26 protein-coding genes are annotated in these 26,912 nt (G+C 64.1%); 7 read left to right on the forward strand and 19 right to left on the reverse strand.

What is annotated here, in order from left to right:
• The first annotated feature begins 573 nt into the window (after window positions 1-573).
• The 4 genes from ACZ899_RS24320 (at window position 574) to ACZ899_RS24335 (ending at window position 3,434) form a co-directional block, all read left to right on the forward strand.
• Window positions 574-1,242, forward strand: coding sequence for a FadR/GntR family transcriptional regulator (locus ACZ899_RS24320; protein ID WP_234563122.1), 669 nt, complete (start codon window positions 574-576; stop codon window positions 1,240-1,242).
• A gap of 13 nt (window positions 1,243-1,255) precedes the next feature.
• Complete coding sequence (locus ACZ899_RS24325) at window positions 1,256-2,536, forward strand: CynX/NimT family MFS transporter (protein WP_234563121.1); 1,281 nt, start codon at window positions 1,256-1,258, stop codon at window positions 2,534-2,536.
• 105 nt (window positions 2,537-2,641) lie between these two features.
• Complete coding sequence (locus ACZ899_RS24330) at window positions 2,642-3,100, forward strand: nuclear transport factor 2 family protein (protein ID WP_234563120.1); 459 nt, start codon at window positions 2,642-2,644, stop codon at window positions 3,098-3,100.
• A 43-nt stretch (window positions 3,101-3,143) separates the two neighbouring features.
• Window positions 3,144-3,434: a GIY-YIG nuclease family protein gene (locus tag ACZ899_RS24335; RefSeq protein WP_203650858.1), complete on the forward strand. Its 291-nt coding sequence runs from the start codon at window positions 3,144-3,146 to the stop codon at window positions 3,432-3,434.
• A 75-nt stretch (window positions 3,435-3,509) separates the two neighbouring features.
• Here the strand turns inward: ACZ899_RS24335 and ACZ899_RS24340 are convergent, their stop codons facing one another.
• The 5 genes from ACZ899_RS24340 to yejK all read right to left on the reverse strand — a co-directional run bounded on the left by ACZ899_RS24340 (window position 3,510) and on the right by yejK (window position 6,859).
• Window positions 3,510-3,773, reverse strand: coding sequence for a DUF3077 domain-containing protein (locus ACZ899_RS24340; protein WP_234563119.1), 264 nt, complete (start codon window positions 3,771-3,773; stop codon window positions 3,510-3,512).
• Window positions 3,774-3,925: 152 nt separating this feature from the next.
• Window positions 3,926-4,168, reverse strand: a complete 243-nt coding sequence (locus tag ACZ899_RS24345) for a hypothetical protein (protein WP_203650859.1) — start codon at window positions 4,166-4,168, stop codon at window positions 3,926-3,928.
• Window positions 4,169-4,619: 451 nt separating this feature from the next.
• Window positions 4,620-5,465, reverse strand: a complete 846-nt coding sequence (locus ACZ899_RS24350) for an IS3 family transposase (RefSeq protein WP_324256565.1) — start codon at window positions 5,463-5,465, stop codon at window positions 4,620-4,622.
• Window positions 5,462-5,821 (reverse strand): transposase, encoded by a 360-nt coding sequence (locus ACZ899_RS24355; protein WP_075043813.1) that lies wholly within the window; start codon window positions 5,819-5,821, stop codon window positions 5,462-5,464. The genes ACZ899_RS24350 and ACZ899_RS24355 overlap by 4 nt, the downstream gene beginning before the upstream one ends.
• A gap of 30 nt (window positions 5,822-5,851) precedes the next feature.
• A complete protein-coding gene (gene yejK, locus ACZ899_RS24360; RefSeq protein WP_203650860.1) occupies window positions 5,852-6,859 on the reverse strand; it encodes a nucleoid-associated protein YejK in 1,008 nt (335 codons plus the stop codon).
• Window positions 6,860-7,250: 391 nt separating this feature from the next.
• Between yejK and ACZ899_RS24365 the strand changes: the two genes are divergently transcribed.
• Complete coding sequence (locus ACZ899_RS24365) at window positions 7,251-7,532, forward strand: HU family DNA-binding protein (RefSeq protein ID WP_110738284.1); 282 nt, start codon at window positions 7,251-7,253, stop codon at window positions 7,530-7,532.
• A gap of 50 nt (window positions 7,533-7,582) precedes the next feature.
• Here ACZ899_RS24365 and rlmF read toward each other — a convergent pair whose 3' ends face one another.
• From rlmF to ACZ899_RS24390, 5 genes are all read right to left on the reverse strand, one after another.
• Complete coding sequence (gene rlmF / locus ACZ899_RS24370) at window positions 7,583-8,533, reverse strand: 23S rRNA (adenine(1618)-N(6))-methyltransferase RlmF (protein ID WP_234563005.1); 951 nt, start codon at window positions 8,531-8,533, stop codon at window positions 7,583-7,585.
• A gap of 173 nt (window positions 8,534-8,706) precedes the next feature.
• Window positions 8,707-11,553 carry a valine--tRNA ligase gene (locus ACZ899_RS24375; RefSeq protein ID WP_234563004.1) on the reverse strand — a complete coding sequence of 949 codons (2,847 nt, stop codon included), beginning with the start codon at window positions 11,551-11,553 and terminating at the stop codon, window positions 8,707-8,709.
• Between the two features lie 150 nt (window positions 11,554-11,703).
• Entirely contained in the window at window positions 11,704-12,078 is a 375-nt protein-coding gene (locus ACZ899_RS24380; protein ID WP_234563003.1) for a DNA polymerase III subunit chi, read from the reverse strand.
• Between the two features lie 5 nt (window positions 12,079-12,083).
• Window positions 12,084-12,512, reverse strand: coding sequence for a DNA polymerase III subunit chi (locus ACZ899_RS24385; RefSeq protein ID WP_234563002.1), 429 nt, complete (start codon window positions 12,510-12,512; stop codon window positions 12,084-12,086).
• 50 nt (window positions 12,513-12,562) lie between these two features.
• Window positions 12,563-14,056: a leucyl aminopeptidase gene (locus ACZ899_RS24390; protein ID WP_234563001.1), complete on the reverse strand. Its 1,494-nt coding sequence runs from the start codon at window positions 14,054-14,056 to the stop codon at window positions 12,563-12,565.
• A gap of 295 nt (window positions 14,057-14,351) precedes the next feature.
• Here ACZ899_RS24390 and lptF point away from each other — a divergent pair, with 295 nt between their 5' ends.
• Both lptF and lptG read left to right on the forward strand, forming a co-directional pair.
• On the forward strand, window positions 14,352-15,467 hold the full coding sequence (gene lptF / locus ACZ899_RS24395; RefSeq protein ID WP_203650873.1) for an LPS export ABC transporter permease LptF: 1,116 nt from the start codon (window positions 14,352-14,354) through the stop codon (window positions 15,465-15,467).
• On the forward strand, window positions 15,460-16,521 hold the full coding sequence (gene lptG / locus ACZ899_RS24400; protein WP_050704120.1) for an LPS export ABC transporter permease LptG: 1,062 nt from the start codon (window positions 15,460-15,462) through the stop codon (window positions 16,519-16,521). Before lptF ends, lptG begins: the two co-directional genes overlap by 8 nt.
• Before the next feature lie 153 nt (window positions 16,522-16,674).
• Here lptG and ACZ899_RS24405 read toward each other — a convergent pair whose 3' ends face one another.
• From ACZ899_RS24405 to ACZ899_RS24445, 9 genes are all read right to left on the reverse strand, one after another.
• Window positions 16,675-17,163 (reverse strand): RDD family protein, encoded by a 489-nt coding sequence (locus ACZ899_RS24405; protein WP_234563000.1) that lies wholly within the window; start codon window positions 17,161-17,163, stop codon window positions 16,675-16,677.
• A gap of 90 nt (window positions 17,164-17,253) precedes the next feature.
• A complete protein-coding gene (locus ACZ899_RS24410) occupies window positions 17,254-17,466 on the reverse strand; it encodes a cold-shock protein (protein WP_050704121.1) in 213 nt (70 codons plus the stop codon).
• A gap of 347 nt (window positions 17,467-17,813) precedes the next feature.
• Window positions 17,814-18,935 carry a glycine cleavage system aminomethyltransferase GcvT gene (gcvT, locus tag ACZ899_RS24415; RefSeq protein ID WP_234562999.1) on the reverse strand — a complete coding sequence of 374 codons (1,122 nt, stop codon included), beginning with the start codon at window positions 18,933-18,935 and terminating at the stop codon, window positions 17,814-17,816.
• Window positions 18,936-18,961: 26 nt separating this feature from the next.
• Window positions 18,962-20,338, reverse strand: coding sequence for an L-serine ammonia-lyase (locus ACZ899_RS24420; RefSeq protein ID WP_234562998.1), 1,377 nt, complete (start codon window positions 20,336-20,338; stop codon window positions 18,962-18,964).
• Between the two features lie 149 nt (window positions 20,339-20,487).
• Window positions 20,488-23,343: an aminomethyl-transferring glycine dehydrogenase gene (gcvP, locus tag ACZ899_RS24425; RefSeq protein ID WP_234561722.1), complete on the reverse strand. Its 2,856-nt coding sequence runs from the start codon at window positions 23,341-23,343 to the stop codon at window positions 20,488-20,490.
• An 11-nt stretch (window positions 23,344-23,354) separates the two neighbouring features.
• Window positions 23,355-23,738, reverse strand: coding sequence for a glycine cleavage system protein GcvH (gene gcvH / locus ACZ899_RS24430; RefSeq protein WP_234561720.1), 384 nt, complete (start codon window positions 23,736-23,738; stop codon window positions 23,355-23,357).
• A gap of 326 nt (window positions 23,739-24,064) precedes the next feature.
• Window positions 24,065-24,589 (reverse strand): AidA/PixA family protein, encoded by a 525-nt coding sequence (locus ACZ899_RS24435; protein ID WP_234561718.1) that lies wholly within the window; start codon window positions 24,587-24,589, stop codon window positions 24,065-24,067.
• A 251-nt stretch (window positions 24,590-24,840) separates the two neighbouring features.
• Complete coding sequence (locus ACZ899_RS24440) at window positions 24,841-26,349, reverse strand: sigma-54-dependent transcriptional regulator (RefSeq protein ID WP_234561715.1); 1,509 nt, start codon at window positions 26,347-26,349, stop codon at window positions 24,841-24,843.
• Window positions 26,350-26,523: 174 nt separating this feature from the next.
• On the reverse strand, window positions 26,524-26,892 hold the full coding sequence (locus ACZ899_RS24445) for a DUF5064 family protein (protein WP_203650888.1): 369 nt from the start codon (window positions 26,890-26,892) through the stop codon (window positions 26,524-26,526).
• Between the last annotated feature and the right edge of the window lie 20 nt (window positions 26,893-26,912).

The following is a 26,912-nucleotide window of genomic DNA, read 5'->3' on the forward strand; positions in this document are numbered from 1 at the left end:
TCTCTCGATCACATCGCGGGGCAAGCCCGCTCCTACACGACAGTCGCCGTTATATAAATCCCTGTAGGAGCGGGCTTGCCCCGCGAATGGGCCGGAACAGCCAATACATAACTAACTGTAAAACAACTAACTTCGCATTTCTTGCTCTTGCTCTTGCTCTTGCTCTTGCTCTTGCTCTTGCTCTTGCTCTTGCTTCTAAGTGCGCGGTAGCTCAGGCAACACCAATTGCGACTTCAGGAGGCCGAGCGGAGTTCTTGCGGAGGGAGGTGACGGGCATGGATGCCCGTCAAGCGCTGCGCCCCAGGATGGGGCGTTCAGCGCGGTCCTCCCGGGAGCAAGAACGGAGCGAGGGGACCCCGGAGCGAAGCGTAGGGGCCGGATGAATGGAGCGAGGATTTTTTGGTTCCTTTTTGATCCTTCAAAAAGGGACCCGCCGTAAGGGCGGAAAGGTGACTATGCGTCACCATCGCCAATGAATGCGCATAAAAAAACCAAAACAATCATCCCCGACCCCGACCCCCTTGCCCAATCCCCCCCCAACCGCTATCGTCCAACCCCAAGAAAATTCATCCGATGACTGGACGTACCCACCCCGTGACCCCGCTCATCAAACGCTCCCTGGTAGAACAAGCCGTAGACCAGCTCCGCGACCGCATCGCCAAGGGCACCTGGTCGATAGGCCAACGCCTGCCCACCGAACCAGAGCTGGCCAGCGACCTGGGCATCAGCCGCAACACCGTCCGCGAGGCCATGCGCGTCCTGGCCTTCAGCGGCCTGGTGGAAATCCGCCAGGGCGACGGCAGCTACCTGCGTACCGCCGTGGACCCCTTGCAGGCCGTGCAGGTCATGTCCCGCTGCGCAGTCGAACACGCCCGCGAAACCCGCCATATCCTCGAAGCAGAAGCCATCGGCCTGGCCGCCATGCGCCGCACCGACGCCGACCTGCAGTCCCTGCGCGAGGCCCTGCAGCACAGCGCGGAGCACTTCCATGGCGACGTCGACGCCTACGTCGAATGCGACCTGGTGTTCCACCAGCGCCTGGTGGACGCCGCCCACAACCCCGCCCTGAGCGAGCTGTACCGCTATTTCTCCAGCGTGGTACGCGCCGCCCTGCAGCACAACATGACCACCGTCCCCCGTTGCCAGGCCGTGTTCGACCTGCACGGGCAGATCCTCGACGCCCTCGAACAACGTGATCCGGAGCGGGCCAAGCACCTGAGCCGGACCCTCATCGAATCCTGATAACGAGAAGGCCATGGCCGAACAACTGACCCGCAATACCGCTCCCCGCGAGGCGGAGCTCGATGAACTGCTGATCGACGCCGAAGCCGACGACGAGCAGGTCCAGCAACAGCCCGTGGTGCTGCACAAGCCCTGGCTGTTGCTGCTGGGCCTGGTGCTGGTGGCGCTGAACCTGCGCCCCGCGCTGTCGAGCATGTCGCCGGTGCTCGGCCAGGTCTCTGAAGGGCTGGGGCTCAGCGCATCGCAAGCCGGCCTGCTGACCACCTTGCCGGTGCTGTGCCTGGGGCTGTTCGCGCCACTGGCGCCGATCCTGGCGCGCCGCTTCGGCAGCGAGCGGGTGATCTTCGGCATCCTGCTGACCCTGGCGCTGGGCATCCTGGTGCGCAGCACCCTGGGCGCCACTGGTGTGTTCCTCGGCAGCCTGATGGCGGGGGCGAGCATCGGCATCATCGGCGTGCTGCTGCCAGGTATCGTCAAGCGCGACTTCCCCCAGCACGCCGGTACCCTGACCGGCGTCTACACCATGGCGCTGTGTCTGGGCGCCGCGATGGCCGCCGGGGCCACGGTGCCCTTGACCCGCCACTTCGATGACAGCTGGGCACTGGGGCTGGGCTTCTGGCTGCTGCCTGCCTTGCTGGCGATGCTGGTCTGGCTACCCCAGTCCCGACAGGGTCATGGCGTGCACAAGGTGGCCTACCGCGTGCGCGGCCTGTGGCGCGACCCGCTGGCCTGGCAGGTGACGCTGTACATGGGCCTGCAATCGTCGCTGGCCTACATCGTGTTCGGCTGGTTGCCTTCGATCCTGATCGGCCGCGGGCTGAGCCCGACCGAGGCGGGGCTGGTGCTGTCCGGTTCGGTGATCGTGCAACTGATCAGTTCCCTGAGCGCTCCCTGGCTGGCCACGCGGGGCAAGGACCAGCGCCTGGCCATCGTGGTGGTGATGCTGGTGACCCTGGGCGGGTTGTTCGGTTGCCTGTATGCGCCGATCGAGGGGCTGTGGGGCTGGGCGATCCTGCTCGGCCTGGGGCAGGGCGGTACCTTCTCCCTGGCACTGACCCTGATCGTGCTGCGCTCCAAGGACGCCCATGTGGCGGCGAACCTGTCGAGCATGGCTCAGGGTGTGGGCTACACGCTGGCCTCCATGGGGCCGTTCGCGGTTGGCCTGGTGCATGATCTGACCGGAGGCTGGAGCGCGGTGGGCTGGATCTTCGCGGTGCTGGGCGTCGGGGCGATCCTGTTCGGTCTCGGCGCCGGGCGGGCGCTGCATGTGCAGGTCAGCAGCGAGCACGTTTAAGGCGCTGACTTGACCCGCGATCGTCATTCACGACGCGAATGGGCATGGTGTTGCTGGCATCCAGGCAGTATCTTGCGGGTTTCGCACCTTGCGCAGGAACAGTCCATGAGTGATGCCAACAGCGCCCTGATCACCCGTTTCTACCAGGCCTTCCAGCGTTTGGACGCCGAGGCCATGGTGGCCTGCTACAGCGAGGACATCGTCTTCAGCGACCCGGTCTTCGGCACCCTGCGCGGGCGTGACGCGGGTGACATGTGGCGGATGCTCACCGCCCGCGCCAAGGACTTCACCCTGACTTTCGACGACGTGCGCAGCGATGGCGCGCACTGGGTGGCGACCTACCTGTTCAGCCAGACCGGGCGGGTGGTGGTCAACGATATCCAGGCGCGCTTCGTGATCCGCGACGGGCTGATCTGCCAACACGACGATATCTTCGACCTGTGGCGCTGGGCGCGTCAGGCGCTGGGCATGCCGGGCGTGCTGCTGGGCTGGACGCCGATGCTGCAGAACAAGGTGCGCCAGCAGGCGTTCAAGGGGCTTCGCGCATTCCAGCAGGCGCGCTGAGGCGTTAAGCTGGCGGCCTTCTTCCGTTGCACCGAACCGAGCCGTGAGCGAAACAGCGACTTCCCCCGACTGCAAACCCTGGTACGTCTACCTGGTGCGTGCCGCCAATGGCTCGTTGTACTGCGGTATCAGCGACGATCCGCAGCGGCGTTTCATCAAGCACCAGAAAGGGCAGGGCGCGCGCTATTTCAAGACCAGCCCGGCGCAGGCGCTGGTGTATGTGGAGCAGTGGCCGGACAAGGGCGAGGCCTTGCGCCAGGAGCGGTTGGTGAAGAAGCTGCGCAAGGCGGCGAAGGAGGCGTTGGTGGCGTCCTATGCCGGACTCGGGGGGTAGTGTCCTCGCCAGGGCACCCGAGACGGGTTGCGGCGCCTTGGCCCTGCACACCTATGGCGCCGCCTTGTTCCCTGTTCAGTGCTTCATGCCTAGTTCGGCATCATCCATCAATGCTTTGGCCAGGGCGCTCAGGTAATACGACGCCCAGAGTAACTGAGGCTTTTCCTCCATGATCCCGGTGATGGTCAGGTCGCGTACGCAGCCGATCAGTTCCGAGGCCTGGTCGCGGGCGTGCTGGCAGGGGATGCCGGGTTCGATGCAGAACAGCGGGTCGGTCATGCCTTCGCCCTGGTAGAACTTGGTCTTGCCGACGGTGGTGGGGGTATCTTCTGTAGTCATAATTCTCTCCCTGAAATGGTCGGTGCCTGTGCGGGCCTCTTCGCGGGTAAACCCGCTCCCACAAGTACAGCGCTGGCTCCAAGGCACAGGTGATTCTGTGGGAGCGGGTTTACCCGCGAAAGGGCCCGCACAGGCAACACATGCATCGCGGCCTAGTGCAACGTCGGCATCTGCGCTGGCATCTGTACCTGGATCAACGCCGCTTCGAGCAACACACGCAGCGACTCCATTTCATGCATCGACGCCATCATCAGCACGGCAGCCGGCGACCTGGGTTTGAGCTGCACGGCATGATGGGCCACGGTCAAGGCGCACAGGGCGTACTCGGTGGCCTGGATGAGGGTGTCTTCGAGGGAGTGAGGGTTGTGGGGTGGATCGGGGACGATCTTTAGCATTGGCTTGGCTCTCTCAGAAGGGCCGCCACCAACTGCTGTCAAACAAGTGGGTGGCAGCTATACGTGGGTTGACAGACCGGTGAGAGAACCTGACCCGGCGCACACGAGGTGCCCCACGCACAGCCGCCATAGAGCGAAATCCATGCGGAAGGTTCTCAGCGGCCTGTCAAAGCCGATCGCTGAATGTGCAGCGACTGCCCGAGACTAGAGGCCAACCCAGACCACCGCAATGGCTTGAAAGGGCTTGGGAGTATGTTTGGGAAATGGACTACAGGGAATGGGGAAAGTCTGATGAATCGGTGATCCGTTCGAGATCGCTGGGGCTGCTTTGCAGCCCTTTCGCGGCACAAGGCCGCTTGTACAAGGGGAGCGCGATTCCTGTAGGAGCGGCCTTGTGCCGCGAAAGGGGCGCAACTGAACTGGTCAAGTAATTTTGGACACCGGTTAAGGTTCATGCCGCTGCCTTGAGCTTTTCCTCCATGGCTACTGGCGTTTCATAGCCGTTGTAGCTGTGGAGGCGCTTGAGGTTGTAGCGCATCAGATAAGCCTGGATATCCACTCGTGCCTGCGCTTCGGTCTCGTAACCCTCTGCCGGCACCCATTCTGATTTCAATGCTCCGAAGAATCGCTCCATGGCAGCGTTATCCCAGCATTGGCCTCGATGGCTCATGCTCTGGTTCAAGTTGTACTCATCGAGCGCGGCTCTGAATTTATGGCTGGTGTACTGACAGCCCTGGTCTGAATGAAACATTACGCCCGCCGGCCTACCCCGCGATTCAGCGGCCATGCGCAGGGCGTTACAAGCTAAGTTGGCATCTGCAATCATCGAGAATGCCCAACCCACTACGCGACGGGCATAGAGGTCAATCACGGCGGCTAGGTACAGCCAGCGCCTGCCAACCTGGATATAGGTCACATCGCCACACCAAACCTCATTGATCGCCGAAACCTTGAAATTGCGCTTCAGCTGATTCTCGGCGATCAACGCTTCTGCCCCTGATGACCGATAGCGGTGCGGCCTGCGCTGTTTGCACTTCAGGCCAGCTTCACGCATTAGCGCACGCACCTTGTATCGTCCTATTTCATGGCCTTCGTGCCGCAATTCCTGCGCCAGGGTTCGCGAGCCAGAAGCACTTCGCGATGCGTTGAAGTGCTTGATTACCAGCAGGCGTAGCGCATCTCTTGCCGGGTTTTCACGTCCTTGCCGTTTGCGCCACGCATAGAAACTGCTGCGCTTAACCCCAAGCACGCGGCAGCAGTCGACAACAGGGTATTGCTCACTCAGCTCGTTGATCAGCGAGAACGATCTTTGGAGTCCCGAAGCAGGAGAGCACTGGCCTTTTTTAGGATTTCGATATCCCGATCCTTTTGCCGAACCAGCGCTTCGAGTTCTTCAATTCGTTGCTGCTCGGGTGTGATCGCTTTGGCTCCAGCAGGAACCTTACCGGCTCTCTCTTCACGCACCTGATCAACCCAGCGGCGAAGCGCGGTAGGGCCCAGCCCAAGGGCTGCACAGACCTCAGGAACTGACTGCCCACCATCCAGCACCATTTCGGCAGCTTGGACTTTGTATTCTCTTGAATAAGATTTACGCACTGATTTTGCCTCCAATTGGGCGCCATCATAGCGCCCGATGAAGGTGTCCAAAATCATTAGGCCAGTTCAAACGCGCCCCCGGCGATTTCAGTCCTTGCGTCGCTTCAACTGGTCGATCAGTTGCGTCGGCAAGCCCTTGATCACCAGCGTCCCCGCTTCTTCGTCATACTCCACCTTCGAGCCCAGCAAATGCGCCTCGAAACTGATCGACAACCCCTCGGCACGCCCAGTAAAGCGGCGGAACTGGTTGAGGGTACGTTTGTCGGCGGGGATCTCCGGCGACAGCCCGTAGTCGCTGTTGCGGATATGGTCGTAGAACGCCTCGGGCCGATCCTCGTCGATCAGGCTGGAGAGCTCTTCCAGCGTCACCGGCTCGCCCAGCTTGGTCTGGGTGGTGGCGTAGTCGACCAGGGTCTGGGTCTTCTCCCGGGCGGACTCTTCCGGCAGGTCTTCTTTCTCGACGAAGTCGCTGAAGGCCTTGAGCAGCGTGCGGGTTTCGCCCGGGCCGTCGACGCCTTCCTGGCAGCCGATGAAATCACGGAAATAATCCGAAACCTTCTTGCCGTTCTTGCCCTTGATGAACGAGATGTACTGCTTGGAGTTCTGGTTGTTCTTCCACTCGGACAGGTTGACCCGCGCCGCCAGGTGCAGCTGGCCCAGGTCCAGGTGGCGCGACGGGGTGACGTCGAGTTCGGCGTTCACCGCCACGCCTTCGCTGTGGTGCAGCAGGGCGATGGCCAGGTACTCGGTCATGCCCTGCTGGTAATGGGCGAACAGCACGTGGCCGCCGGTGGACAGGTTGGACTCTTCCATCAGCTTCTGCAGGTGCTCGACCGCGATGCGGCTGAAGGCGGCGAAGTCCTTTTCCTCATCCAGATACTGCTTGAGCCAGCCACTGAACGGGTAGGCGCCGGACTCGCCGTGGAAAAAGCCCCAGGCTTTGCCTTGTTTGGCGTTGTAGCTGTCGTTGAGGTCGGCCAGCAGGTTCTCGATGGCGTCGGAGGCTACCAGTTCGCTGTCGCGCGCATGGAGCACGGCGGGGCTGCCATCGGGCTTCTTGTCGATCAGGTGAACGATGCAATGACGGATTGGCATGGAATTCTCGGTGGTCTGAGCGGTGAAAAGTCGCGCTGCAAAAGTCGCTCAGTTTACCTCAGGGTAGGGGTGATGCAGTGGCCAGATATTGGCACAAATGCCGGTTGTTCGTTTTTTGCTCATTTTTTTGCGATTTTTCCGAAAACCCCCGAAAAACCTGCACAAAATCAATGTCGACAGCGGATATTTCTCGATTCCTGTGGTAGCTTTGCGCGGTCTTGCGCCCCTTGGGTGGCGCATTGCTGGCAGATCGCTTGCGCGGTGTCGAACCAAACGCCGATTTGCGTATCTACATACGCGATCGACGCGGCCTCTGGATTGTCCCGGGCTGGCCCGACCACCGACCAAGCATGCTGCACAACCTCTGATTTGATAGGGAAGGAACACCACCATGGCACTGACCAAAGACCAACTGATTGCCGACATCGCTGAAGCTATCGACGCGCCGAAAACCACCGCGCGTAATGCACTGGAGCAACTGGGCCAGATCGTTGCCGACCAACTGGAAAACGGCGCCGAAATCACCCTGCCAGGCATCGGCAAGCTGAAAGTCTCCGAGCGTCCTGCCCGTACCGGCCGCAACCCTTCGACTGGCGCTGCCATCGAAATCGCTGCCAAGAAAGTCGTCAAGTTCGTTCCAGCCAAAGTGCTGACCGACTCGATCAACAAGTAATTGTTGATGCGTTGACGAAACCGCGCCCGGCTTGCCCGGGCGCGGTTTTTTCATGCCTGTGATTTGCGCGCGGCATGCCATTGCTGGCGTGCGCTGTCGTCCTGGAAACTCCAGGCGACCATGCGACTCTGCTTCTGCCCCTGGCCCATTTCGACGATGCGCAGGGCCTTCACCCCGGCCTTCTTCAAGGCCGCCTCGATACCCGGCAGGTTGCTGGCCTTGGACACCAGGCTGGTGAACCACAGCACCTGGGTCGCGTACTGGGCGCTTTCGGCGACCAGTTGGCTGACGAAGCGGATCTCGCCGCCTTCGCACCACAGTTCATTGTTCTGCCCGCCGAAGTTCAGTACCGGCAGCTTGCGCTTGGGGTCCTGCTTGCCGAGGTTCTTCCACTTGCGCTGGCTGCCGCGGGTGGCTTCCTCGCGGGAGGCGTGGAACGGCGGGTTGCACAGGGTGACGTCGAAGCGTTCGTCGGCCTGCAGCAAGCCACTGAGAATGTGCCTGGGCTGCGCTTGCTGGCGCAGGCTGATGGCCTTGTCGAGCTTGTTGGCCTGGACGATGGCCTTGGCCGAGGCCAGGGCCACGCCGTCGATGTCGGAGCCGGTGAAGCGCCAGCGGTAGTCGCTGTGGCCGAGCAGGGGGTAGATGCAGTTGGCGCCGACGCCGATATCCAGGGCGCGTACCTGGGCGCCGCGGGGGATCTCGCCGGCATTGTCCTCGGCCAGCAGGTCGGCCAGCACGTGGATGTAGTCGGCCCGGCCGGGGATAGGTGGGCACAGGTAGTCAGCCGGGATGTCCCAGTGCTGGATGCCGTACTGGGCCTTGAGCAGCGCGCGGTTGAATACTCGCACAGCTTCGGGGTTGGCGAAGTCGATGCTGGGCTTGCCGTAGGGGTTGGTGATGGTGAAGCGGGCCAGGTCCGGGTGCGCCTTGATCAGGGCGGGGAAGTCGTAGCGGCCCTGGTGGCGGTTGCGTGGGTGCAGGGTGGGTTTTTCGGTCATTGTCGGATCCGGTGTTGCCTTGCTGGTCCAGGGGCCGCTTTGCGGCCCTTTCGCGGCACAAGGCCGCTCCTACAGGAAAGCGCAGGCCTGTGAGCCATGCAATTCCCTGTAGGAGCGGCCTTGTGCCGCGAACGAGGGCGAAGCCCTCGCCGGTCAGTCAGCGATGTAGATGATTACAGCGCAGCAATCCGCGCATGCTGCTCGGTGAAGTTGGCCAGGGCCTGCTCCGACTCGGCCAGCTTGGCGCGTTCCTTCTCGATCACCGCAGGCGGTGCCTTGTCGACGAAGGCGGCGTTGGACAGCTTGCCACCGACGCGCTGGACTTCACCCTGCAAACGCTGGATCTCTTTGCTTAGGCGCGCAAGTTCGGCGTCCTTGTCGATCAGGCCGGCCATCGGCACCAGCACCTGCAGATCACCCACCAGCGCGGTGGCCGACAGCGGCGCTTCGTCCTGCTCGCCCAGCACGGTGAACGACTCGACCTTGGCCAGTTTCTTCAGCAGGGCTTCGTTTTCCTGCAGGCGACGCTGGTCGTCGGCGTTGGCGTTCTTCAGGAACAGCGGCAGCGGCTTGCCCGGGCCGATGTTCATCTCGGCGCGGATGTTGCGCAGGCCCACCATCAGCTCCTTGAGCCACTCGATGTCGCCTTCGGCGGCAGCGTCGATGCGGCTTTCGTTCGCTTCAGGCCACGGCTGCAGCATGATGGTCTTGCCTTCGATGCCGGCCAGCGGCGCGATGCGCTGCCAGATCTCTTCGGTGATGAACGGCATGAACGGGTGCGCCAGGCGCAGGGCGACTTCCAGCACGCGCACCAGGGTGCGACGGGTGCCGCGGGCGCGCTCGACCGGGGCGGTCTCGTCCCACAGCACCGGCTTGGACAGCTCCAGGTACCAGTCGCAGTACTGGTTCCAGATGAACTCGTACAGCGCCTGGCTGGCCAGGTCGAAGCGGAACTGCTCGAGCTGGCGGGTAACCTCGGCTTCGGTGCGCTGCAGCTGCGAGATGATCCAGCGGTCGGCCAGCGACAGCTCGTAGGCCTCGCCGTTCTGGCCGCAGTCCTCGCCCTTGTCCAGCACGTAGCGGGCGGCGTTCCAGATCTTGTTGCAGAAGTTGCGGTAGCCTTCGACGCGGCCCATGTCGAACTTGATGTCACGACCGGTGGAGGCCAGCGAGCAGAAGGTGAAGCGCAGGGCGTCGGTGCCGTAGCTGGCGATGCCTTCGGGGAACTCGGCCTTGGTCTGCTTGGCGATCTTCTCGGCAAGCTTCGGCTGCATCATGCCGCTGGTGCGTTTTTCCAGCAGGGCGTCGAGGGTGATGCCGTCGACGATGTCCAGCGGGTCGAGGACGTTGCCCTTGGACTTGGACATCTTCTGGCCCTGGCCGTCGCGGACCAGGCCGTGCACGTAGACGGTCTTGAACGGTACCTGCGGGGTGCCGTCCTCGTTCTTGATCAGGTGCATCGTCAGCATGATCATCCGGGCGACCCAGAAGAAGATGATGTCGAAGCCGGTGACCAGCACGTCGGTGGAGTGGAATTTCTTCAGGAACTCGGTCTGCTCCGGCCAGCCCAGGGTGGAGAAGGTCCACAGGCCCGAGCTGAACCAGGTGTCGAGCACGTCGTCGTCCTGGCGCAGTTTCACCTCGCTGCCCAGGTTGTGCTTGGCGCGTACTTCGGCCTCGTCGCGGCCGACGTAGACTTGGCCGGCCTCGTCGTACCAGGCCGGGATGCGGTGGCCCCACCACAGCTGGCGGCTGATGCACCAGTCCTGGATGTCACGCATCCAGGAGAAGTACATGTTCTCGTACTGCTTGGGCACGAACTGGATGCGGCCGTCTTCCACGGCGGCAATGGCAGGCTCGGCCAGCGGCTTGGTGGAGACATACCACTGGTCGGTCAGCCACGGCTCGATGACGGTGCCGGAACGGTCGCCCTTCGGTACCTTCAGGGCGTGGTCGTCGATGCTGACCAGCAGGCCCTGGGCGTCCAGGTCGGCGACCATCTGCTTGCGCGCGACAAAGCGGTCGAGGCCGGCGTATTGGGCCGGCAGCGAGGTGTCGATACCTTCGTTGACGCTGCCGTCGAGGTTGAACGCCTGCACGGCGGCCAGCACGGTGGCGTTCTTGTCGAAGATGTTCAGCAGCGGCAGGTTGTGGCGCTTGCCGACTTCATAGTCGTTGAAGTCGTGGGCCGGGGTGATCTTCACGCAGCCGGTGCCGAACTCCGGGTCGCAGTAGTCGTCGGCGACGATCGGGATGCGACGGCCGACCAGCGGCAGTTCGACGAACTTGCCGATCAGTGCCTGGTAGCGCTCGTCGGTCGGGTTGACCGCGACGGCGACGTCACCCAGCAGGGTTTCCGGACGGGTGGTGGCGACCACCAGGTGGTCCTTGCCTTCGGCGGTCTTGGCGCCGTCGGCCAGCGGGTAGCGCAGGTTCCACAGGTGGCCCTTCTCGTCGTGGTTTTCCACTTCGAGGTCGGAAATCGCCGTGTGCAGCTTGGTGTCCCAGTTGACCAGGCGCTTGCCGCGGTAGATCAAGCCGTCTTCGTGCAGGCGCACGAAAGCCTCTTTGACCGCTTCGGACAGGCCGTCGTCCATGGTGAAGCGCTCGCGGCTCCAGTCCACCGACGAGCCCAGGCGGCGGATCTGGCGGCTGATGTTGCCGCCCGATTGATCCTTCCACTCCCAGACCTTCTCCAGGAACTTCTCACGACCCAGGTCATGACGGTTCTGGCCCTTGGCCTCGAGCTGGCGCTCCACCAGCATCTGGGTAGCGATACCGGCGTGGTCGGTGCCCGGCTGCCACAGGGTGTCGCGACCCTGCATGCGGCGGAAGCGGATCAGCGCGTCCATGATCGCGTTGTTGAAGCCGTGGCCCATGTGCAGGCTGCCGGTCACGTTCGGCGGCGGGATCATGATGGTGTAGGACTCGCCTGCACCTTGTGGAGCGAAATAGTTCTCGGACTCCCAGGTGTTGTACCAGGAAGTTTCGATGGCGTGCGGCTGGTAGGTCTTATCCATGCGCGGCGGGACCCTTAGGCATTAATTCGGGAAAGCCGGGAAGTATAACCAAGCTGCGCGCTTCAAGACAGGTGTAGCGCCCATCGCGGGACAAGCCCGCTCCCACGTGTTGCCGTGGGAGCGGGCTTGCCCCGCGATCCGGACGAATGGTTACTCGGATCGCTTGAGCAACCGCTCCAGCCGCGCATCGAGGCGACGCTTGATCTCGGTCTCGATATGCGGGGTGAAATCGTTGATCACGTCCTGCATGATCAGTTGCGCGGCGGCGCGCAGTTCGGTGTCCAGGTGCAGCAGGGTGTCCTGGCGGCGGGTCTGGGCATCCTCTTCAGGTGCCGGGGCCGCTACCGGCGCTGCCTCGGCGACGGGCGACGCGGGGGCCGGCTCGTCGAGCAGCAGGGGAATCTGCTCCACCGTCTCGGTCAGCAGCGGCGGTTGCAGGTCGGCGTCGCCCAGCAGCTCGCGGATCGACTCGAGGTCGTCGAGCAGGTGGGCGGAATGGGTCAGGGAGTTCAGCTGCTTGTCCATCGTCGTCAGAGTCGCTGTAAGCGGTGATCTTGCAGAGCATAGCCCTGTTCGCGGTAGAAACGGAATCGCTCGCGAGCGGCCAGGCGGATGGCCGGTTCCTCGACGACGATCTCGGCGACCCGTTCGAACTGGCCGACGAAGGCGGGGACATCGCCGCCCAGGTTGATCAGCAGGTCACGGTGTTCGCCGGCATCGCTGCCGACACCCAGCGCGACAACGGCGTCCGGGTGCTGTTCGGCGTGGTCGTGGGGCACGAAGGCCTCGCCCTTGAACTGCCACAGGCGCAGGTCGAGCTCGCTGCGCTGGGCCTCGTCCTGGCAATGCAGGTAGACCCGGTGGCCGAGGCGCCAGGCCTTTTCACACAGCTTGCAGGCGAAATCCAGCCGCACCGACAGTGAGTCGCTGGGCAGGATGTAGAAATCGACTTTGCTCATGATCGTTCAGTGCCGGCCGGTGGCGCGTGAGCGCCACCGGCCATGCGCCATCAGGCGCCGGCGCGGTCCAGCAGGTACTGGGTGAGCAGCGGTACCGGGCGGCCCGAGGCGCCCTTGTCCTTGCCGCCGCTGATCCAGGCGGTGCCGGCGATGTCCAGGTGCGCCCAGTGGTAGGCCTTGGCGAAACGCGACAGGAAGCAGCCGGCGGTGATGGTGCCGGCCTTCGGGCCACCGATGTTGGCGATGTCGGCGAACGGGCTGTCCAGTTGCTCCTGGTACTCGTCGAACAGCGGCAGCTGCCAGGCGCGGTCGTCGGCGCGCTTGCCGGCGTCCAGCAGTTGGCCGACCAGCGCGTCGTCGTTGCCCATCAGGCCCGAGGTATGGCTGCCCAGGGCGACGATGCAGGCGCCGGTCAGGGTGGCGATGTCGATCACCGCCTGCGGCTTGAAACGCTCGGCGTAGGTGAGGGTGTCGCACAGCACCAGGCGGCCTTCGGCGTCGGTGTTGAGGATCTCGACGGTCTGCCCGCTCATGGTGGTGACGATGTCGCCCGGACGGGTGGCGCCGCCGCTCGGCATGTTCTCGGCGCAGGCCAGCAGGCACACCAGGTTGATCGGCAACTGCAGCTCGAGCACGGCACGCAGGGTGCCGAACACGCTGGCGGCGCCGCACATGTCGTACTTCATCTCGTCCATGCCGGCACCGGGCTTGAGGCTGATGCCGCCGGTGTCGAAGGTGATGCCCTTGCCGACCAGCACGAACGGTTTTTCGCTCTTCTTGGCGCCCTGGTAGTTGAGCACGATCAGCCGCGGCGGCTGGTCGCTGCCCTGGCCCACGGCATAGAACGCGCCCATGCCCAGGTCCTTGATCTTCTTCTCGTCCAACACCTCGACCTTGAGGCCTTTGTGCGCCTTGCCCAGGTCCTTGGCCTGCTCGGCGAGGAAGCTCGGGTGGCAGACGTTCGGCGGCAGGTTGCCCAGGTCGCGGGTGAAGGCCATGCCGGTGGCGATGGCGCTGGCGTGCTTCACGGCGCGCTCGGCCTCGGCCTGGCCGGCCTTGGCGGTGAGCAGGGTGACTTTCTTGATGGCGCGGGGCTCGGCCTTCTGGCTTTTGTAGCGATCGAACACGTAGTTGCCGTCGAGCAGGGTCTCGGCCAGCAGGCGGTACTTGCCGTAGTGGCCATCGCGGCCGGTGACGGCGATGTCGTCCAGGGCCAGCACGGCATCACTGCCGCCCAGGCCCTTGAGCACGCCTGCGACGCTGGCGACCAGCTTGCGCCAGGCGCGATCGCCGAGGGCTTCGTCCTTGCCGCTGCCGACCAGCAGCACGCGCTCGGCCTTCAGGCCCGGCAGGTTGTGCAGCAGCAGGGTCTGGCCCGGCTTGCCGGCCAGGTCGCCACGCTTGAGCAGCGCGCTGATCGCGCCTTCGCTGGCCTGGTCGACGGCCTTGGCGGTGGCGCCGAGCTTGCGCCCTTCACCGACGGGTACGACCAAGGTCGCGGTCTTGACGGATACAGCGGCTACGCTCTTTACAACCAATTCCATGTCTGGGGTCCCCGAATGATCTGTCTGTCAGTGGGCGCTGTCTTTCGCAAGCGCTCGGAACACGCGGCTGGCGGGGTAATGCCTGCCAGCGGAAAAGCTGCCAGTTTGAGCCTGCCGCGACCACGATGACAACCCCGATATGCGCCATGCTGCGTGGCCAAGTGACAGGCGCCGTCAATCACAGGATAATGCGCGCACTTTTACATGGAGGTTCGCCTTGGCGAACCGGCATTGGTCTTGGCTGTCCGAATCGTTCGTTTGGCTTTCCGCCCCTGACAACCCAGGAGTGTCTGGTTTGATCGTCTTTCGTTATCTGTCCCGCGAGGTCCTGGTGACCTTGAGCGCCGTCAGCGCCGTGCTGCTGGTGATCATCATGAGCGGGCGCTTCATCAAATACCTGGCCCAGGCGGCCCAGGGCGCGCTCGATCCAAGCGTGCTGTTCATGATCATGGGGTTCCGCCTGCCGGGCTTCCTGCAACTGATCCTGCCGCTGGGGCTGTTCCTCGGCATCCTGCTCGCCTATGGCCGGTTGTATCTCGAAAGCGAGATGACCGTGCTGTCGGCCACCGGCATGAGCCAGCAGCGCCTGCTGACCGTGACCATGGTGCCGGCGGCGCTGGTCGCCCTGCTGGTCGCCTGGCTGAGCTTGAGCCTGGCGCCGCTGGGCGTTGCCCAGGTGCAGAAGATCATTGCCCAGCAGGATGCCCTGACCGAGTTCGACACCCTGGTGCCGGGCCGTTTCCAGACCCTGCGCGACGGCTCCCGGGTGACCTACACCGAGCAGCTGTCCGATGACCGCATCAAGCTCGGCGGGGTGTTCATCTCCGAGAAGCGCTTCAACCAGGACAAGACCAAGGACCGCGCGCCTTCGGTGCTGGTCGCCGAGAAGGGCCACCAGGAAGTGCAGGCCGACGGCAACCGCTACCTGGTGCTGGAGAATGGCTACCGCTACGACGGCAATCCGGGCCAGGCCGACTACCGGGCGATCAAGTACGACACCTATGGCGTGCTGCTGCCCAAGCCGGAAGTCGCCGAGGAAGTCACCGACCGCGAAGCGATCCCGACGTCCGAACTGTTCGGGCATGAAGGCATTCGCGAGCGAGCCGAGCTGCAATGGCGCCTGTCGCTGCCACTGCTGGTGTTCGTCGTGACGCTGCTGGCGGTGCCGCTGTCGCGCGTCAACCCACGCCAGGGCCGCTTCCTCAAGCTGCTGCCGGCGATCCTTTTGTACATGGCCTATCTGACGATGCTGATTTCCGTGCGTAGCGCCCTGGAGAAGGGCAAGCTGCCCATCTCGCTGGGTATGTGGTGGGTCCATGGCCTGTTCCTGCTGATCGGCCTGGCGCTGATGTACTGGGAACCGATGCGCCTCAAGCGCGCCGCCCGTCGTGCGGAGGTGGCCCGTGGTTAAACTGGACCGCTACATCGGCAAGAGCGTGTTGCTGGCGATCGCTGCCGTGCTGGGCATCATCCTCGGCCTGGCCTCGCTGTTCGCCCTGATCGACGAACTGAACGACCTGAGTGCCACCTATACCTTCATGGATGCTGGCAGCTTCGTCCTGCTGACCGCGCCGCGCCGTCTCTACGACATGCTGCCGATGGCGGCCCTGATCGGCTGCCTGATCGGCCTGGGCAGCCTGGCCAGCAGCAGCGAACTGACCATCATGCGCGCTGCCGGCGTGTCCATCGGGCGCATCGTCTGGGCGGTGATGAAGCCGATGCTGGTGCTGATGCTGGTCGGCCTGCTGATCGGCGAGTACGTGGCCCCGGTGACCGAGAACAAGGCCCAGGCCGACCGATCGCTGGCCCAGGGTGGCGGCGAGGCGCAAAGCTCCAAGCGCGGCATGTGGCACCGCCAGGGCGAGGAGTTCGTGCATATCAACTCGGTGCAGCCCAATGGCCTGCTGCTGGGCGTGACCCGCTACCGCTTCGACGCCGAGCGCAAGATCCAGACCTCCAGCTTTGCCCGCCGGGCGCAGTATGTGGAAGGCAAGTGGATGCTCAACGATGTCTCCACGACCTACTTCCGCGGCGACCACACCGAAGTGGTCAAGAGCCCTGAAGAGGTGTGGGACGTCTCGGTGACGCCGGAGCTGCTCAACACCGTGGTGCTGGCGCCGGAGTCGCTGTCGATCACCGGGCTGTGGGACTACATCCACTACCTGGCCGACCAGGGACTGAACAACTCGCGCTACTGGCTGGCGTTCTGGACCAAGGTCCTGCAACCGCTGGTCACCGCGGCGTTGGTATTGATGGCGATTTCGTTCATCTTCGGCCCGCTGCGTTCCGTGACCCTGGGGCAGCGCGTGTTCACCGGCGTGCTGGTGGGCTTCGTGTTCCGCATCGCCGGGGACTTGCTGGGGCCATCGAGCCAGGTGTTCGGCTTCCCGCCGTTGCTGGCGGTGGTGATCCCTGCGGGGATCTGTGCGCTGGCCGGTTTGTGGTTGATGCGCCGGGCCGGATAATGGCCTGAGCCGCAAAAAGAAGCCGACCTCTGGGTCGGCTTCTTTTTGCGCGTGTTTCGTGGGAGCGGGCTTGCCCCGCGATGGCTGCGTGATGCCTTGCATTGCAATCGCGGGGCAAGCCCGCTCCCACGCCATACATGACGCCTGGCTAGATCACTTCTTGCGCTTGGGCAGACGCACCAGCTGCGTCTCGGAGTAAATGTCGTGCCAGCTGCGCTGGCGCTTGTCGATCAACGACCAGAAGAACCCCAGCCCCAGGCACAGCCAGGACGCGATCGACACCAAAAAGCGCAGCAGCGCCTGCCACAGGCTGATGGCGCTGCCGTCGGCGTTCTGCACGCGCATGCCCCACACTTGCATGCCCAGGGTCTGGCCGCCATGGGTCCAGAATTTGGCGAAGAAGCCGAACAGGGCGAACAGCAGGATCGTCGACAGCAACGGATCGCCATCCAGCGCGCCGGCCTCGGTCAGCTCACGCATGCGCGCCTCGCCGATGATCGCCATCTGGATCATCTTGTAGGCGCCGGCGGTGACGATCAGCAGGGCGGTGCACAGCAGGAAGTCATAGAACATCGCGGCCAGCCGGCGGCCCAGGCCGACGGGGGGGAAGTCACCCTGGGGTGAGAGCAGGGGCTTGGACATGCAGGACGGCTCCGAATGGCGAAGCCGCTATTCTACGGGTAAAAAAAAGCCCCTGCACTTGGCAGGGGCTTTTTGAATTCGGGTAATCGCTTAGGCGACAACCTGAACTTTGTCAGCCTGCAGGCCTTTCTGGCCTTGCACGGCTTCGAAGGTGACTTTCTGGCCTTCTTTCAGGCTCTTGAAGCCGTTGCCTTCGATGGCACGGAAGTGAACAAACAGATCAGCACCGCTCTCAGGGGTGATGAAGCCGTAACCTTTCTCGTCATTGAACCACTTGACGGTACCGTTCTGACGCTCAGCCATTGTCTTATTTCCTATGAAACTTGAATTTTGATGACAGTTTCTTTCACGCTTTTGTAAGTGAAAGACTACTGGGCTGGGTTGCAGGAAAGTAAGAGACGTCGAACGGGTTGTAGCAGATTGCGGCTACTGGCCCAGGTCACGAACTGTTGCGACCCATGCAAACACAGTGCGATGACTCTACGCCAACTGCCGAGCGAAAAACAAGCCCTTGCGGGGGGTGAAAATCAGGGTTTTCCCGATAACCGAACGATTTGTCGGAAACGGCGTGGCGCCTGGGCTGGCGCTATGTTCAGAAGTTATTGGACAGGTTCGAAAACGAATATGTCGAACCCGTCCAAACCACTCATTCAGCCACGGTAGTAACGTTGTGCCACGAAAGGCATTTTGCTGACCTTAAGGGCAACTTGCTTGCCACGGACGACGGCAAACAATGCCGTGTCGAGGGCCGCATGTTCGCTATCGACATAGCCCATGGTCACGGGCGCACCGAGCGTCGGACCAAAGCCGCCACTGCACACTTCACCGACCACCTTGCCAGCCTGGTCGACGATCTGCGCGCCCTCACGCACTGGCGTGCGTTCCTGCGGTAGCAGGCCGACCCGCTTGCGTGCCACGCCAGTCTGTTGCTGGGTGAATACGGTTTCGGCACCGGGGAAGCCACCGGCGCGCGTGCCATCGGCGCGGCGCACCTTGGAGATGGCCCACAGCAGGCTGGCTTCGATCGGGGTGGTGGTGGTGTCCATGTCGTGGCCGTACAGGCACAGGCCGGCTTCCAGGCGCAGCGAGTCGCGCGCGCCCAGGCCGATCGGCTGGACCTCGGGCTCGGCCAGCAGGCGGCGGGCCAGGGTTTCGGCGGCGGCGGCCGGCACCGAGATCTCGTAGCCATCCTCGCCGGTGTAGCCCGAACGGCTGACGAAGCAGTCGTTGCCCAGCAGGCTGACCGGGCGGAACTGCATGAAGGTCATGCCGGCCACTTCCGGGGCCAGGCGCTCCAGTACCTTGACCGCCGCCGGGCCTTGCAGGGCGAGCAGGGCGCGCTCCTCGAACAGTGGCTGGATCTCGCAGCGATCACCGATATGTTTGCGCAGGTGCGCCAGGTCCTGGTCCTTGCAGGCTGCGTTGACCACCAGGAACAAGGTGTCGTCACCGAGGTTGGCGACCATCAGGTCGTCGAGGATGCCGCCCTTGGCGTTGGTGAACATGGCGTAGCGCTGCATGCCCACCGGCAGGTCGATGATGTCCACCGGCACCAGGGTTTCCAGGGCACGGGCTGCGTCGCTACCGCGCAGGATGATCTGGCCCATGTGCGAGACGTCGAACAGGCCGGCCTGCTCACGGGTGTGCAGGTGCTCCTTGAGCACGCCCAGCGGGTACTGTACCGGCATGTCGTAGCCGGCGAAGGGCACCATGCGCGCGCCCAGTTCCAGGTGCAGGGCGTGCAGCGGGGTCTTGTGCAGTGTTTCGGACATCGGTGACTCCTCGTTTTTTGTTCGGGTCAACATTCGATGATGTTGACGGCCAGACCGCCGCGGGCGGTCTCCTTGTATTTGCTTTTCATGTCGGCGCCGGTCTGGCGCATGGTGCGGATGACCTTGTCGAGGGAGACGTAGTGCTGCCCGTCGCCGCGCAGGGCCATGCGCACCGCGTTGATCGCCTTCACCGAGCCCATGGCGTTGCGCTCGATGCAGGGCACCTGGACCAGCCCGCCGATGGGGTCGCAGGTCAGGCCCAGGTTGTGTTCCATGCCGATCTCGGCGGCGTTTTCCACTTGCTGCGGGCTGCCGCCCATCACTTCGCACAGGGCGCCGGCGGCCATCGAGCAGGCCACGCCGACCTCGCCCTGGCAGCCGACCTCGGCACCGGAGATCGAGGCGTTTTCCTTGTAGAGGATGCCGATTGCCGCGGCGGTGAGCAGGAAGCGCACCACGCCGTCCTCGTTGGCGCCAGGGACGAAGCGCATGTAGTAGTGCAACACCGCCGGAACGATGCCGGCGGCGCCGTTGGTCGGCGCGGTGACCACGCGCCCGCCGTAGGCGTTTTCCTCGTTCACCGCCAGGGCATAGAGGTTGACCCAGTCGAGTACCGACAGCGCATCGCGCAGGCTGGCCTCTGGATGACGGCTGAGCTGGCGGTACAGCGCCGGTGCGCGGCGCTTGACCTTCAGGCCACCCGGCAGGATGCCCTCATGCCTGCAACCCGCCTCGACGCAGTCCTGCATCACCTGCCAGATGCGCAGCAGGCCGGCGCGGGTTTCGGCCTCCGGGCGCCAGGCGGCTTCGTTGGCCAGCATCACCTGGCTGAACGACAGCTGCTCGGTGGTGCAATGGGCCAGCAATTGCTTGCCGGTCTTGAACGGATAGGCCAGCACGGTGCTGTCCTCGACGATGCGGTCGTGGCCCGCGGCTTCTTCGTCGACCACGAAGCCGCCACCCACCGAGTAGTACTCGCGACTGCGGATCTGCAGGCCGGCGGCGTCGAAGGCGCGAAAGATCATGCCGTTGGGGTGGTATTCCAGCGGCTTGCGGATCATCGCCAGGTGCTGCTTCTCGACGAAGGCGATTTCGTGCTCGCCGAGCAGGCGCAGGCGGCCGCTGTCGCGGATCGCCTGCAGGCGGGCGGGGATGGTTTCGGTGTCGACGGTGTCCGGGTGCTCGCCCTCCAGGCCCAGCAACACGGCCTTGTCGCTGCCGTGGCCCTTGCCGGTGGCGCCGAGCGAGCCGTACAGCTCGGCCTTGACGCTGACCGTGCCGGCCAGCAGGCCGTCACGGCGCAGGCCTTCGGCGAAGCGCGCGGCGGCGCGCATCGGGCCGACCGTGTGCGAGCTGGAGGGGCCGATGCCGATCTTGAACAGGTCGAAGACGCTCAGGGACATGGTGCAACCTCCTGGGTGAGTCGGCATGCGCGGGCGTGGACTGCGTGGGAGCGGGCTTGCCCCGCGATAGGGCCGATACCGCAAATCGCGGGGCAAGCCCGCTCCCACAAAGCCTGCTCCCACAGGCTCACTCCTACATGGAAGAGCTATCAGACGTCCTGATAGCTCTCGATCGACGGGCAGGCGCAGACCAGGTTGCGGTCGCCGAACACGTTGTCGACCCGGCCCACCGGCGGCCAGTACTTGCCTTCCACCAGGCTCGGCAGCGGGTACACCGCCTGCTCGCGGCTGTAGCCGTGGGTCCATTCGCCGGCCAGCTCCGCCGCGGTGTGCGGGGCGTTCTTCAGCGGGTTGTCGTCCTTGTCCAGGCTACCGTTCTCGACGGCGCGAATTTCCTCGCGGATCTGGATCATCGCGTTGCAGAAGCGGTCCAGTTCCTCTTTGGACTCGCTTTCGGTCGGTTCGATCATCAGCGTGCCGGCCACCGGGAAGGACATGGTCGGGGCGTGGAAGCCGAAGTCGATCAGGCGCTTGGCCACGTCGTCGACGCTGATGCCGCTGGTGTCCTTGAGCGGACGCAGGTCGAGGATGCATTCATGCGCCACCAGACCGTTGCTGCCGGTGTACAGCACAGGATAGTGCTCTTCCAGGCGACGGGCGATGTAGTTGGCGTTGAGGATCGCCATCTGCGAGGCGCGCTTGAGGCCGGCGCCACCCATCATTCGAATGTACATCCAGGTGATCGGCAGGATGCTGGCGCTGCCGAACGGCGCGGCGCACACGGCGCCCGTGGTGTTCTCCAGCGTCGCGTGGCCGGGCAGGAACGGCGCCAGGTGCGACTTGACGCCGATCGGGCCGACGCCCGGGCCGCCACCGCCGTGGGGGATGCAGAAGGTCTTGTGCAGGTTCAGGTGCGAGACGTCGCCGCCGAACTTGCCCGGTGCGCACAGGCCGACCATGGCGTTCATGTTGGCGCCATCGATGTACACCTGGCCGCCATTGTCGTGGATGATCGCGCAGATCTCGCCGATGGCTTCCTCGAACACGCCGTGGGTCGACGGGTAGGTGATCATGATCGCCGCCAGGCGCTCGCGGTGCTCGATGGCCTTGGCGCGCAGGTCGTCGATGTCGACGTTGCCGCGGGCGTCGCAGGCGGTGACCACCACGCGCATGCCGGCCATGTGCGCGGTGGCGGGGTTGGTGCCGTGGGCCGAGGACGGGATCAGGCAGATGTCGCGGTGGCTGTCGCCACGGCTGCGGTGGTAGGCACGGATCGCCAGGAGGCCTGCGTACTCGCCCTGGGAACCGGCGTTGGGCTGCAGCGACACGGCGTCATAGCCGGTGGCGGCGCAGAGCATGGCCTCCAGCTCGGTGGTCATCTGCAGGTAGCCCTGGCTCTGCTCGGCCGGGGCGAACGGGTGCAGGTTGCCGAACTCGGCCCAGGTCACCGGGATCATCTCGCTGGCGGCGTTGAGCTTCATGGTGCACGAGCCCAGCGGGATCATGCTGCGGTCCAGCGCCAGGTCCTTGTCGGCCAGGCGGCGCAGGTAGCGCATCAGCTCGGTTTCGCTGTGATAGCGGTTGAACACCGGGTGCTCGAGAATGGCCGACTGGCGCAGCAGGCCAGCCGGCAGGCGCACGGCGACAGTGTTGGCCAGGGCGGCGAGGTCCGGGGTGGCCTGGCCGTCGGCGAACAGCTGCCACAAGGCCTCGACATCGGCCTGGCTGCTGGTTTCGTCCAGCGACAGACCCAGATGGGCGGCGTCGACCTGGCGCAGGTTGATGCCCTGGGCGCGGGCCTTGTCGTGCAAGGCGCTGGTAGCGCTGCCGGTGGCCAGGGTCAGGGTATCGAAGAAGTCGCCGGTGACCACTTTCACGCCCAGTTTGGTCAGGCCGGTGGCCAGGATCGCGGTCAGTGCGTGGGTACGCTCGGCGATGCGCTTGAGGCCGGCCGGGCCGTGGTACACGGCGTACATGCTGGCGATGTTGGCCAGCAGCACCTGGGCGGTGCAGATGTTGCTGGTGGCCTTCTCGCGGCGGATGTGCTGTTCGCGGGTCTGCATGGCCAGGCGCAGGGCGCTTTTGCCGAAGCGGTCGATCGATACGCCGACCAGGCGCCCCGGCATGTCGCGCTTGAACGCGTCGCGGGTGGCGAAGTAGGCCGCGTGCGGGCCACCGAAGCCCAGCGGCACACCGAAGCGCTGGGCGCTGCCGATGGCCACGTCGGCGTCGAATTCGCCCGGCGGGGTGAGCAGGGTCAGGGCCAGCAGGTCGGCGGCCACGGCCACCAGGGCGCCTGCGGCGTGGAAGCGCTGCACCACTTCGCGGTAGTCGAACACGTCACCGTTGCTGGCCGGGTACTGCAGCAGAGCGCCGAAGAAGGCGCTGACATCGCCCAGTTCACGCTCGTCGCCCACCACCACCTCGATGCCCAGCGGCTCGGCACGGGTGCGCAGCACGTCGAGGGTCTGCGGGTGGCAGTGCGCGGAGGCGAAGAAGGCATGGCTGGCCTTGTTCTTCGACAGGCGCTTGCAGAAGGTCATGGCTTCGGCGGCGGCGGTGGCCTCGTCGAGCAGGGAGGCGTTGGCGATCGGCAGGCCGGTGAGGTCGCTGATCAGGGTCTGGAAGTTCAGCAGCGCTTCCAGGCGGCCTTGGGAGATCTCTGGCTGGTACGGGGTGTAAGCGGTGTACCAGGCCGGGTTTTCCAGGAGGTTGCGCAGGATCGGCGCCGGGGTGTGGGTGTTGTAGTAGCCCTGGCCGATGTAGCTCTTGAACAGCTGGTTCTTGCCGGCAATGGCTTTCAGCGCGGCGAGGGCATCGGCCTCGCTCTGGCCGTCTTCGCTGCCGAGCACGCTGGTGCCCTTGATGCTGTCGGGGATGACTGCGGCGGTCATCGCTTCCAGCGAGTCGAAGCCCAGGGTGGTGAGCATGGCTTGCTCGTCAGCGGCGCGCGGGCCGATATGACGGGCGATGAATTCGTTGGCGGTGCCGAGGTTGAGGGTCATGGTGCGGTACCTCAGGCGTCGTCGTTGGCTTTGAGCAAGCGGTCGTAGGCAGCCTGGTCGAGCAGGGCGGCCACTTGGCTCATGTCGGCGGGGATGAAGCGGAAGAACCAGCCTTCGCCCAGCGGGTCTTCGTTGACCAGCTCGGGGCTGTCGTTCAGGCCTTCATTGACCGCGACCACTTCACCGGTCAGCGGCATGTACACCCCGCTGGCGGCTTTGACCGACTCCACAGTGGAGGCTTCGGCGCCCTTGTCGTACTGCTGCAGTTCCGGCAGTTGCACATAGACCACGTCGCCAAGGGCGTTCTGGGCGTAGGCGGTGATGCCCACGGTGACGCTGCCGTCAGTTTCGACGCGCAGCCATTCGTGATCTTCGGTGAAACGCAACTCGCTCATGGGAATTCCTCGGGAAGCAGGGGGCGTTGGGCGCGGTAGGCTCCGCGCTCTTAAGGTTGGAATTCCCTTAGCAATAATGCGGCCAGTCGATAAAAATGTTTATAAATCAATGAGTTAAATTATTATCGATGGCTGCTCGTCATTCTTGTGGAATGAAATCGATACAGTTGGGGAGGAATTCAAAAGCGTAGCGGGATCAAACCCTTGCGTAGACGCATTCAAACAAGAGTGTATTGAATTAGATACAGTGTATTTAATTCGTTACAAGTGGCGGGTATGGAGGAGTTCCTGGCCGTTGCCGGCCAGGGGGGGGGGGGACGCCTGGTTCATCTGACGGTGATGTACGGATCCCAGATGTATTCGGGGCCAATCTGGTTCAGGTTGCGATCCAGCAGCACAAAGCCGACTTTGTACCAGAGCTTGCCGGGAGCTTCGGCAACTGCTTGCCAGAAGGTGTAGGTGACATCGGTCTTGCTGATGCCATGGGCAGCGCTCTTGTCCAGATAGGGTACCGGGATGTTCGGCACGTTATAGGAAATCGGTGTGGACATGCTGCCCGGATAGTTGCCTCCCTGGTGCGGATCGCCCTGCACGACCCTGGTGATCAAGGCGATACGGTCGAAGTTGCGCGAGAGGGTGGTGGCCCGCCAACGGATATTGTCGCCCGGGTTGGCGTCGATCCACAGTTCAGCCCCGCCATCGCGTTCGCCTCTGTCGTTGGAGGCCTGCGAGTCGATGGCATCGCGGCGGGTGACCATGGCGATCGAGCCTGCTACGTCCTGGGGTTTGCTGAGCAGGTAATCGGCATCGACGGTGATCAGCACATCGATGGTTTGAGTCGTTCCAGACATTGATGGTGCTCCTAGGTTGATGATCCTGAGGGCGGCCTGACTTCTGCGGTCCCTAGGCCGTCACGGAGGTAGCATGGAGCAGCGCTGGATGGCGTCAAACGTCAGGGAATTGACTGACTCGGAAGGTGCCGGGCGCGTGACCGAGGTAGCTGCTTGATAGCGAGATGCCACGGGCAATTTCAGCATTTTTGGCGGGTGATTTTCCTGCACCGGCAGTCGGTAAAGTCAGACAGGAAAATCCTCACGTTGCGTCAGGCCTTGCCGGGAATTCCATATTTGCGCAAACGCTGGGCGATGGCGCTGTGCGAGGTTTGCAAGCGCCCGGCCAACTGCCGGGTCGAGGGGTAGCTGGCATACAGCCTCTGCAGCAGCTCCCGCTCGAAGTCGCCGACAGCTTGTTCCAGGCTGGCGACCTCGCCCTCCTGGCCGCGTGCTACCGAGGTGCCGGCGATATCCAGGTCGCCGATATCCACCAGGTTGCCTTCGCAGATGGCCGCGGCGCGGAAGATCACGTTCTGTAGCTGGCGCACGTTGCCCGGCCAGGGATTGGCCAGCAGTGCCGGATGCGTTGCAGGCGCCAGCCGGCAGGCTGGGCGCTGGATCTGGGTGCAGGCCTGCTGCATGAAGAACTGCGCCAGCGACAGGATGTCCTGGCCGCGATCGCGCAGCGGCGGGACCTGCAGGTTGAGCACATTGAGGCGGTAGAACAGGTCTTCGCGGAAGGTGCCTTCGCCGACCATGCGCTCCAGGTCGCGGTGGGTGGCGCTGATGATGCGCACGTCCACCTTCACCTCGCGGTCGCCGCCCACGCGGCGGAAGCTGCCATCGCTGAGAAACCGCAGCAGCTTGGCTTGCAGGTAGGGCGACATCTCGCCGATCTCGTCGAGGAACACCGTGCCCTGGTTGGCCAGCTCCATCAGCCCGGGCTTGCCACCACGTTGCGCGCCGGTGAAAGCGCCGGGGGCGTAGCCGAACAGTTCGCTCTCGGCCAGGCTCTCGGGCAGCGCGGCGCAGTTGAGCGCCAGGAACGGCGAGGCATGGCGGCTGCTGATGGCATGGCAGGCTCGGGCCACCAGCTCCTTGCCGGTACCGGTCTCGCCGTGCACCAGCAGTGGTGCGTCGAGGGTGGCCACGCGCAGGGCGCGGGCCTTGAGGGTACGGATGGCCGGGGAGTCGCCGAGCATGGCGTCGAAACCTTCGGCATGGTCGTGGTGCAGGGCCGACAGGCGCTCACCCATGCGGTTGGGCGGGTACAGGGTCAGCAGGCCGCCGGCGTGGGTGATCGGCGTGGCGTCGAGCAGCAGGCTCTGGCCGTTGAGCTGCATCTCGCGCATGGGCAGGTGGAAGTTGTTGTCCAGCAGGGCCTGGAGCAGGTCGGGATCGCCGAACAGCTCGCCCACCGAGCGCCCGGCTGACTCGCGCCCGCACAGGGCGATCAGCGCCGGGTTGGCCAGCAGCACCTTGCCTGCGCTGTCCACCGCCAGCACCGGGTCGCTCATGGCGGCGAGCAGGGCGTCGAGTTGCAGGTGGCGGCGCTGGCCGGGGAGGATGTCGACCACTTGCACCGACTGTACGCCGCGCACCTCGAACAGGGCGTCGTGCAGCTCTTCGAGCACGGCGGGGCTCAGGGTCGGGGCATCGATGTAGACGTTCGGCGGGACCATCTCCACGGCATCGAGGTTGAGGTTGCGGGCACCGAGCAGGGCCAGGACTTCCTGGGTGATGCCGACGCGGTCGATGAAGCTGACGTGGATGCGCATGGGGGGCAATTATGGCCGAGGGAGGCCGTAGTATGCCTTGCGAGGTGTGCCTAGCCCAACATTGCTGGGGCCGCTTTGCGGCCCTTTCGCGACACAAGGCCGCTCCTACAGGGATCGCATGTACCTGTAGGAGCGGCCTTGTGTCGCGAAAGGGCTGCGCAGCAGCCCCAGCAATTACTCGAGATGTTCAGGTTTGATCGGGTCACCCGATTTCACATCCAGCTTGGTGCGAATGTCTTCGAACATATAGTCATACAGCTTGTGCGGCGAGCCGAGGTTCTCGAACTTCTTCGGTGGCGGCAGGAACGACTGGGCCTTGCGGCTCAACTGCATCAGAAAGCTCGGCAGCACCTGGTCCTTGGCCAGGAAGAACTTTTCGTCCACCGCCTTGCCTTCGATCTTGCCATGCATGCGGAACTGGATGCCGCGGCCTTCACTTGGGTCCGACACGGCCTCGTAGTCGATGCACAGGTCGTAGCTGTGGTCGTTGGTGTTCAGCGCGGTGCGCTCGATATGCACGTGACCAGGTTGATACTGGGCCATGGCGAGTCCTCCGGAAGGTT

The sequence above is a fragment of the Pseudomonas sp. TE31087 genome, assembly GCF_057284075.1.

Coding starts and splice junctions, on each gene's coding strand:
- ACZ899_RS24380 (WP_234563003.1), bottom strand. CDS start 12,078: ATGGACAAGCAGCTGAACTCCCTGACCCATTCCGCCCACCTGCTCGAC.
- rlmF (WP_234563005.1), bottom strand. CDS start 8,533: ATGACCGAAAAACCCACCCTGCACCCACGCAACCGCCACCAGGGCCGC.
- ACZ899_RS24320 (WP_234563122.1), top strand. CDS start 574: ATGACTGGACGTACCCACCCCGTGACCCCGCTCATCAAACGCTCCCTG.
- ACZ899_RS24355 (WP_075043813.1), bottom strand. CDS start 5,821: ATGATTTTGGACACCTTCATCGGGCGCTATGATGGCGCCCAATTGGAG.
- ACZ899_RS24385 (WP_234563002.1), bottom strand. CDS start 12,512: ATGAGCAAAGTCGATTTCTACATCCTGCCCAGCGACTCACTGTCGGTG.
- ACZ899_RS24440 (WP_234561715.1), bottom strand. CDS start 26,349: ATGCGCATCCACGTCAGCTTCATCGACCGCGTCGGCATCACCCAGGAA.
- ACZ899_RS24330 (WP_234563120.1), top strand. CDS start 2,642: ATGAGTGATGCCAACAGCGCCCTGATCACCCGTTTCTACCAGGCCTTC.
- ACZ899_RS24325 (WP_234563121.1), top strand. CDS start 1,256: ATGGCCGAACAACTGACCCGCAATACCGCTCCCCGCGAGGCGGAGCTC.
- yejK (WP_203650860.1), bottom strand. CDS start 6,859: ATGCCAATCCGTCATTGCATCGTTCACCTGATCGACAAGAAGCCCGAT.
- gcvH (WP_234561720.1), bottom strand. CDS start 23,738: ATGAGCGAGTTGCGTTTCACCGAAGATCACGAATGGCTGCGCGTCGAA.
- ACZ899_RS24445 (WP_203650888.1), bottom strand. CDS start 26,892: ATGGCCCAGTATCAACCTGGTCACGTGCATATCGAGCGCACCGCGCTG.
- ACZ899_RS24345 (WP_203650859.1), bottom strand. CDS start 4,168: ATGCTAAAGATCGTCCCCGATCCACCCCACAACCCTCACTCCCTCGAA.
- ACZ899_RS24405 (WP_234563000.1), bottom strand. CDS start 17,163: ATGTCCAAGCCCCTGCTCTCACCCCAGGGTGACTTCCCCCCCGTCGGC.
- ACZ899_RS24410 (WP_050704121.1), bottom strand. CDS start 17,466: ATGGCTGAGCGTCAGAACGGTACCGTCAAGTGGTTCAATGACGAGAAA.
- ACZ899_RS24375 (WP_234563004.1), bottom strand. CDS start 11,553: ATGGATAAGACCTACCAGCCGCACGCCATCGAAACTTCCTGGTACAAC.
- ACZ899_RS24435 (WP_234561718.1), bottom strand. CDS start 24,589: ATGTCTGGAACGACTCAAACCATCGATGTGCTGATCACCGTCGATGCC.
- ACZ899_RS24390 (WP_234563001.1), bottom strand. CDS start 14,056: ATGGAATTGGTTGTAAAGAGCGTAGCCGCTGTATCCGTCAAGACCGCG.
- ACZ899_RS24365 (WP_110738284.1), top strand. CDS start 7,251: ATGGCACTGACCAAAGACCAACTGATTGCCGACATCGCTGAAGCTATC.
- ACZ899_RS24420 (WP_234562998.1), bottom strand. CDS start 20,338: ATGTCCCTGAGCGTCTTCGACCTGTTCAAGATCGGCATCGGCCCCTCC.
- ACZ899_RS24340 (WP_234563119.1), bottom strand. CDS start 3,773: ATGACTACAGAAGATACCCCCACCACCGTCGGCAAGACCAAGTTCTAC.
- gcvP (WP_234561722.1), bottom strand. CDS start 23,343: ATGACCCTCAACCTCGGCACCGCCAACGAATTCATCGCCCGTCATATC.
- gcvT (WP_234562999.1), bottom strand. CDS start 18,935: ATGTCCGAAACACTGCACAAGACCCCGCTGCACGCCCTGCACCTGGAA.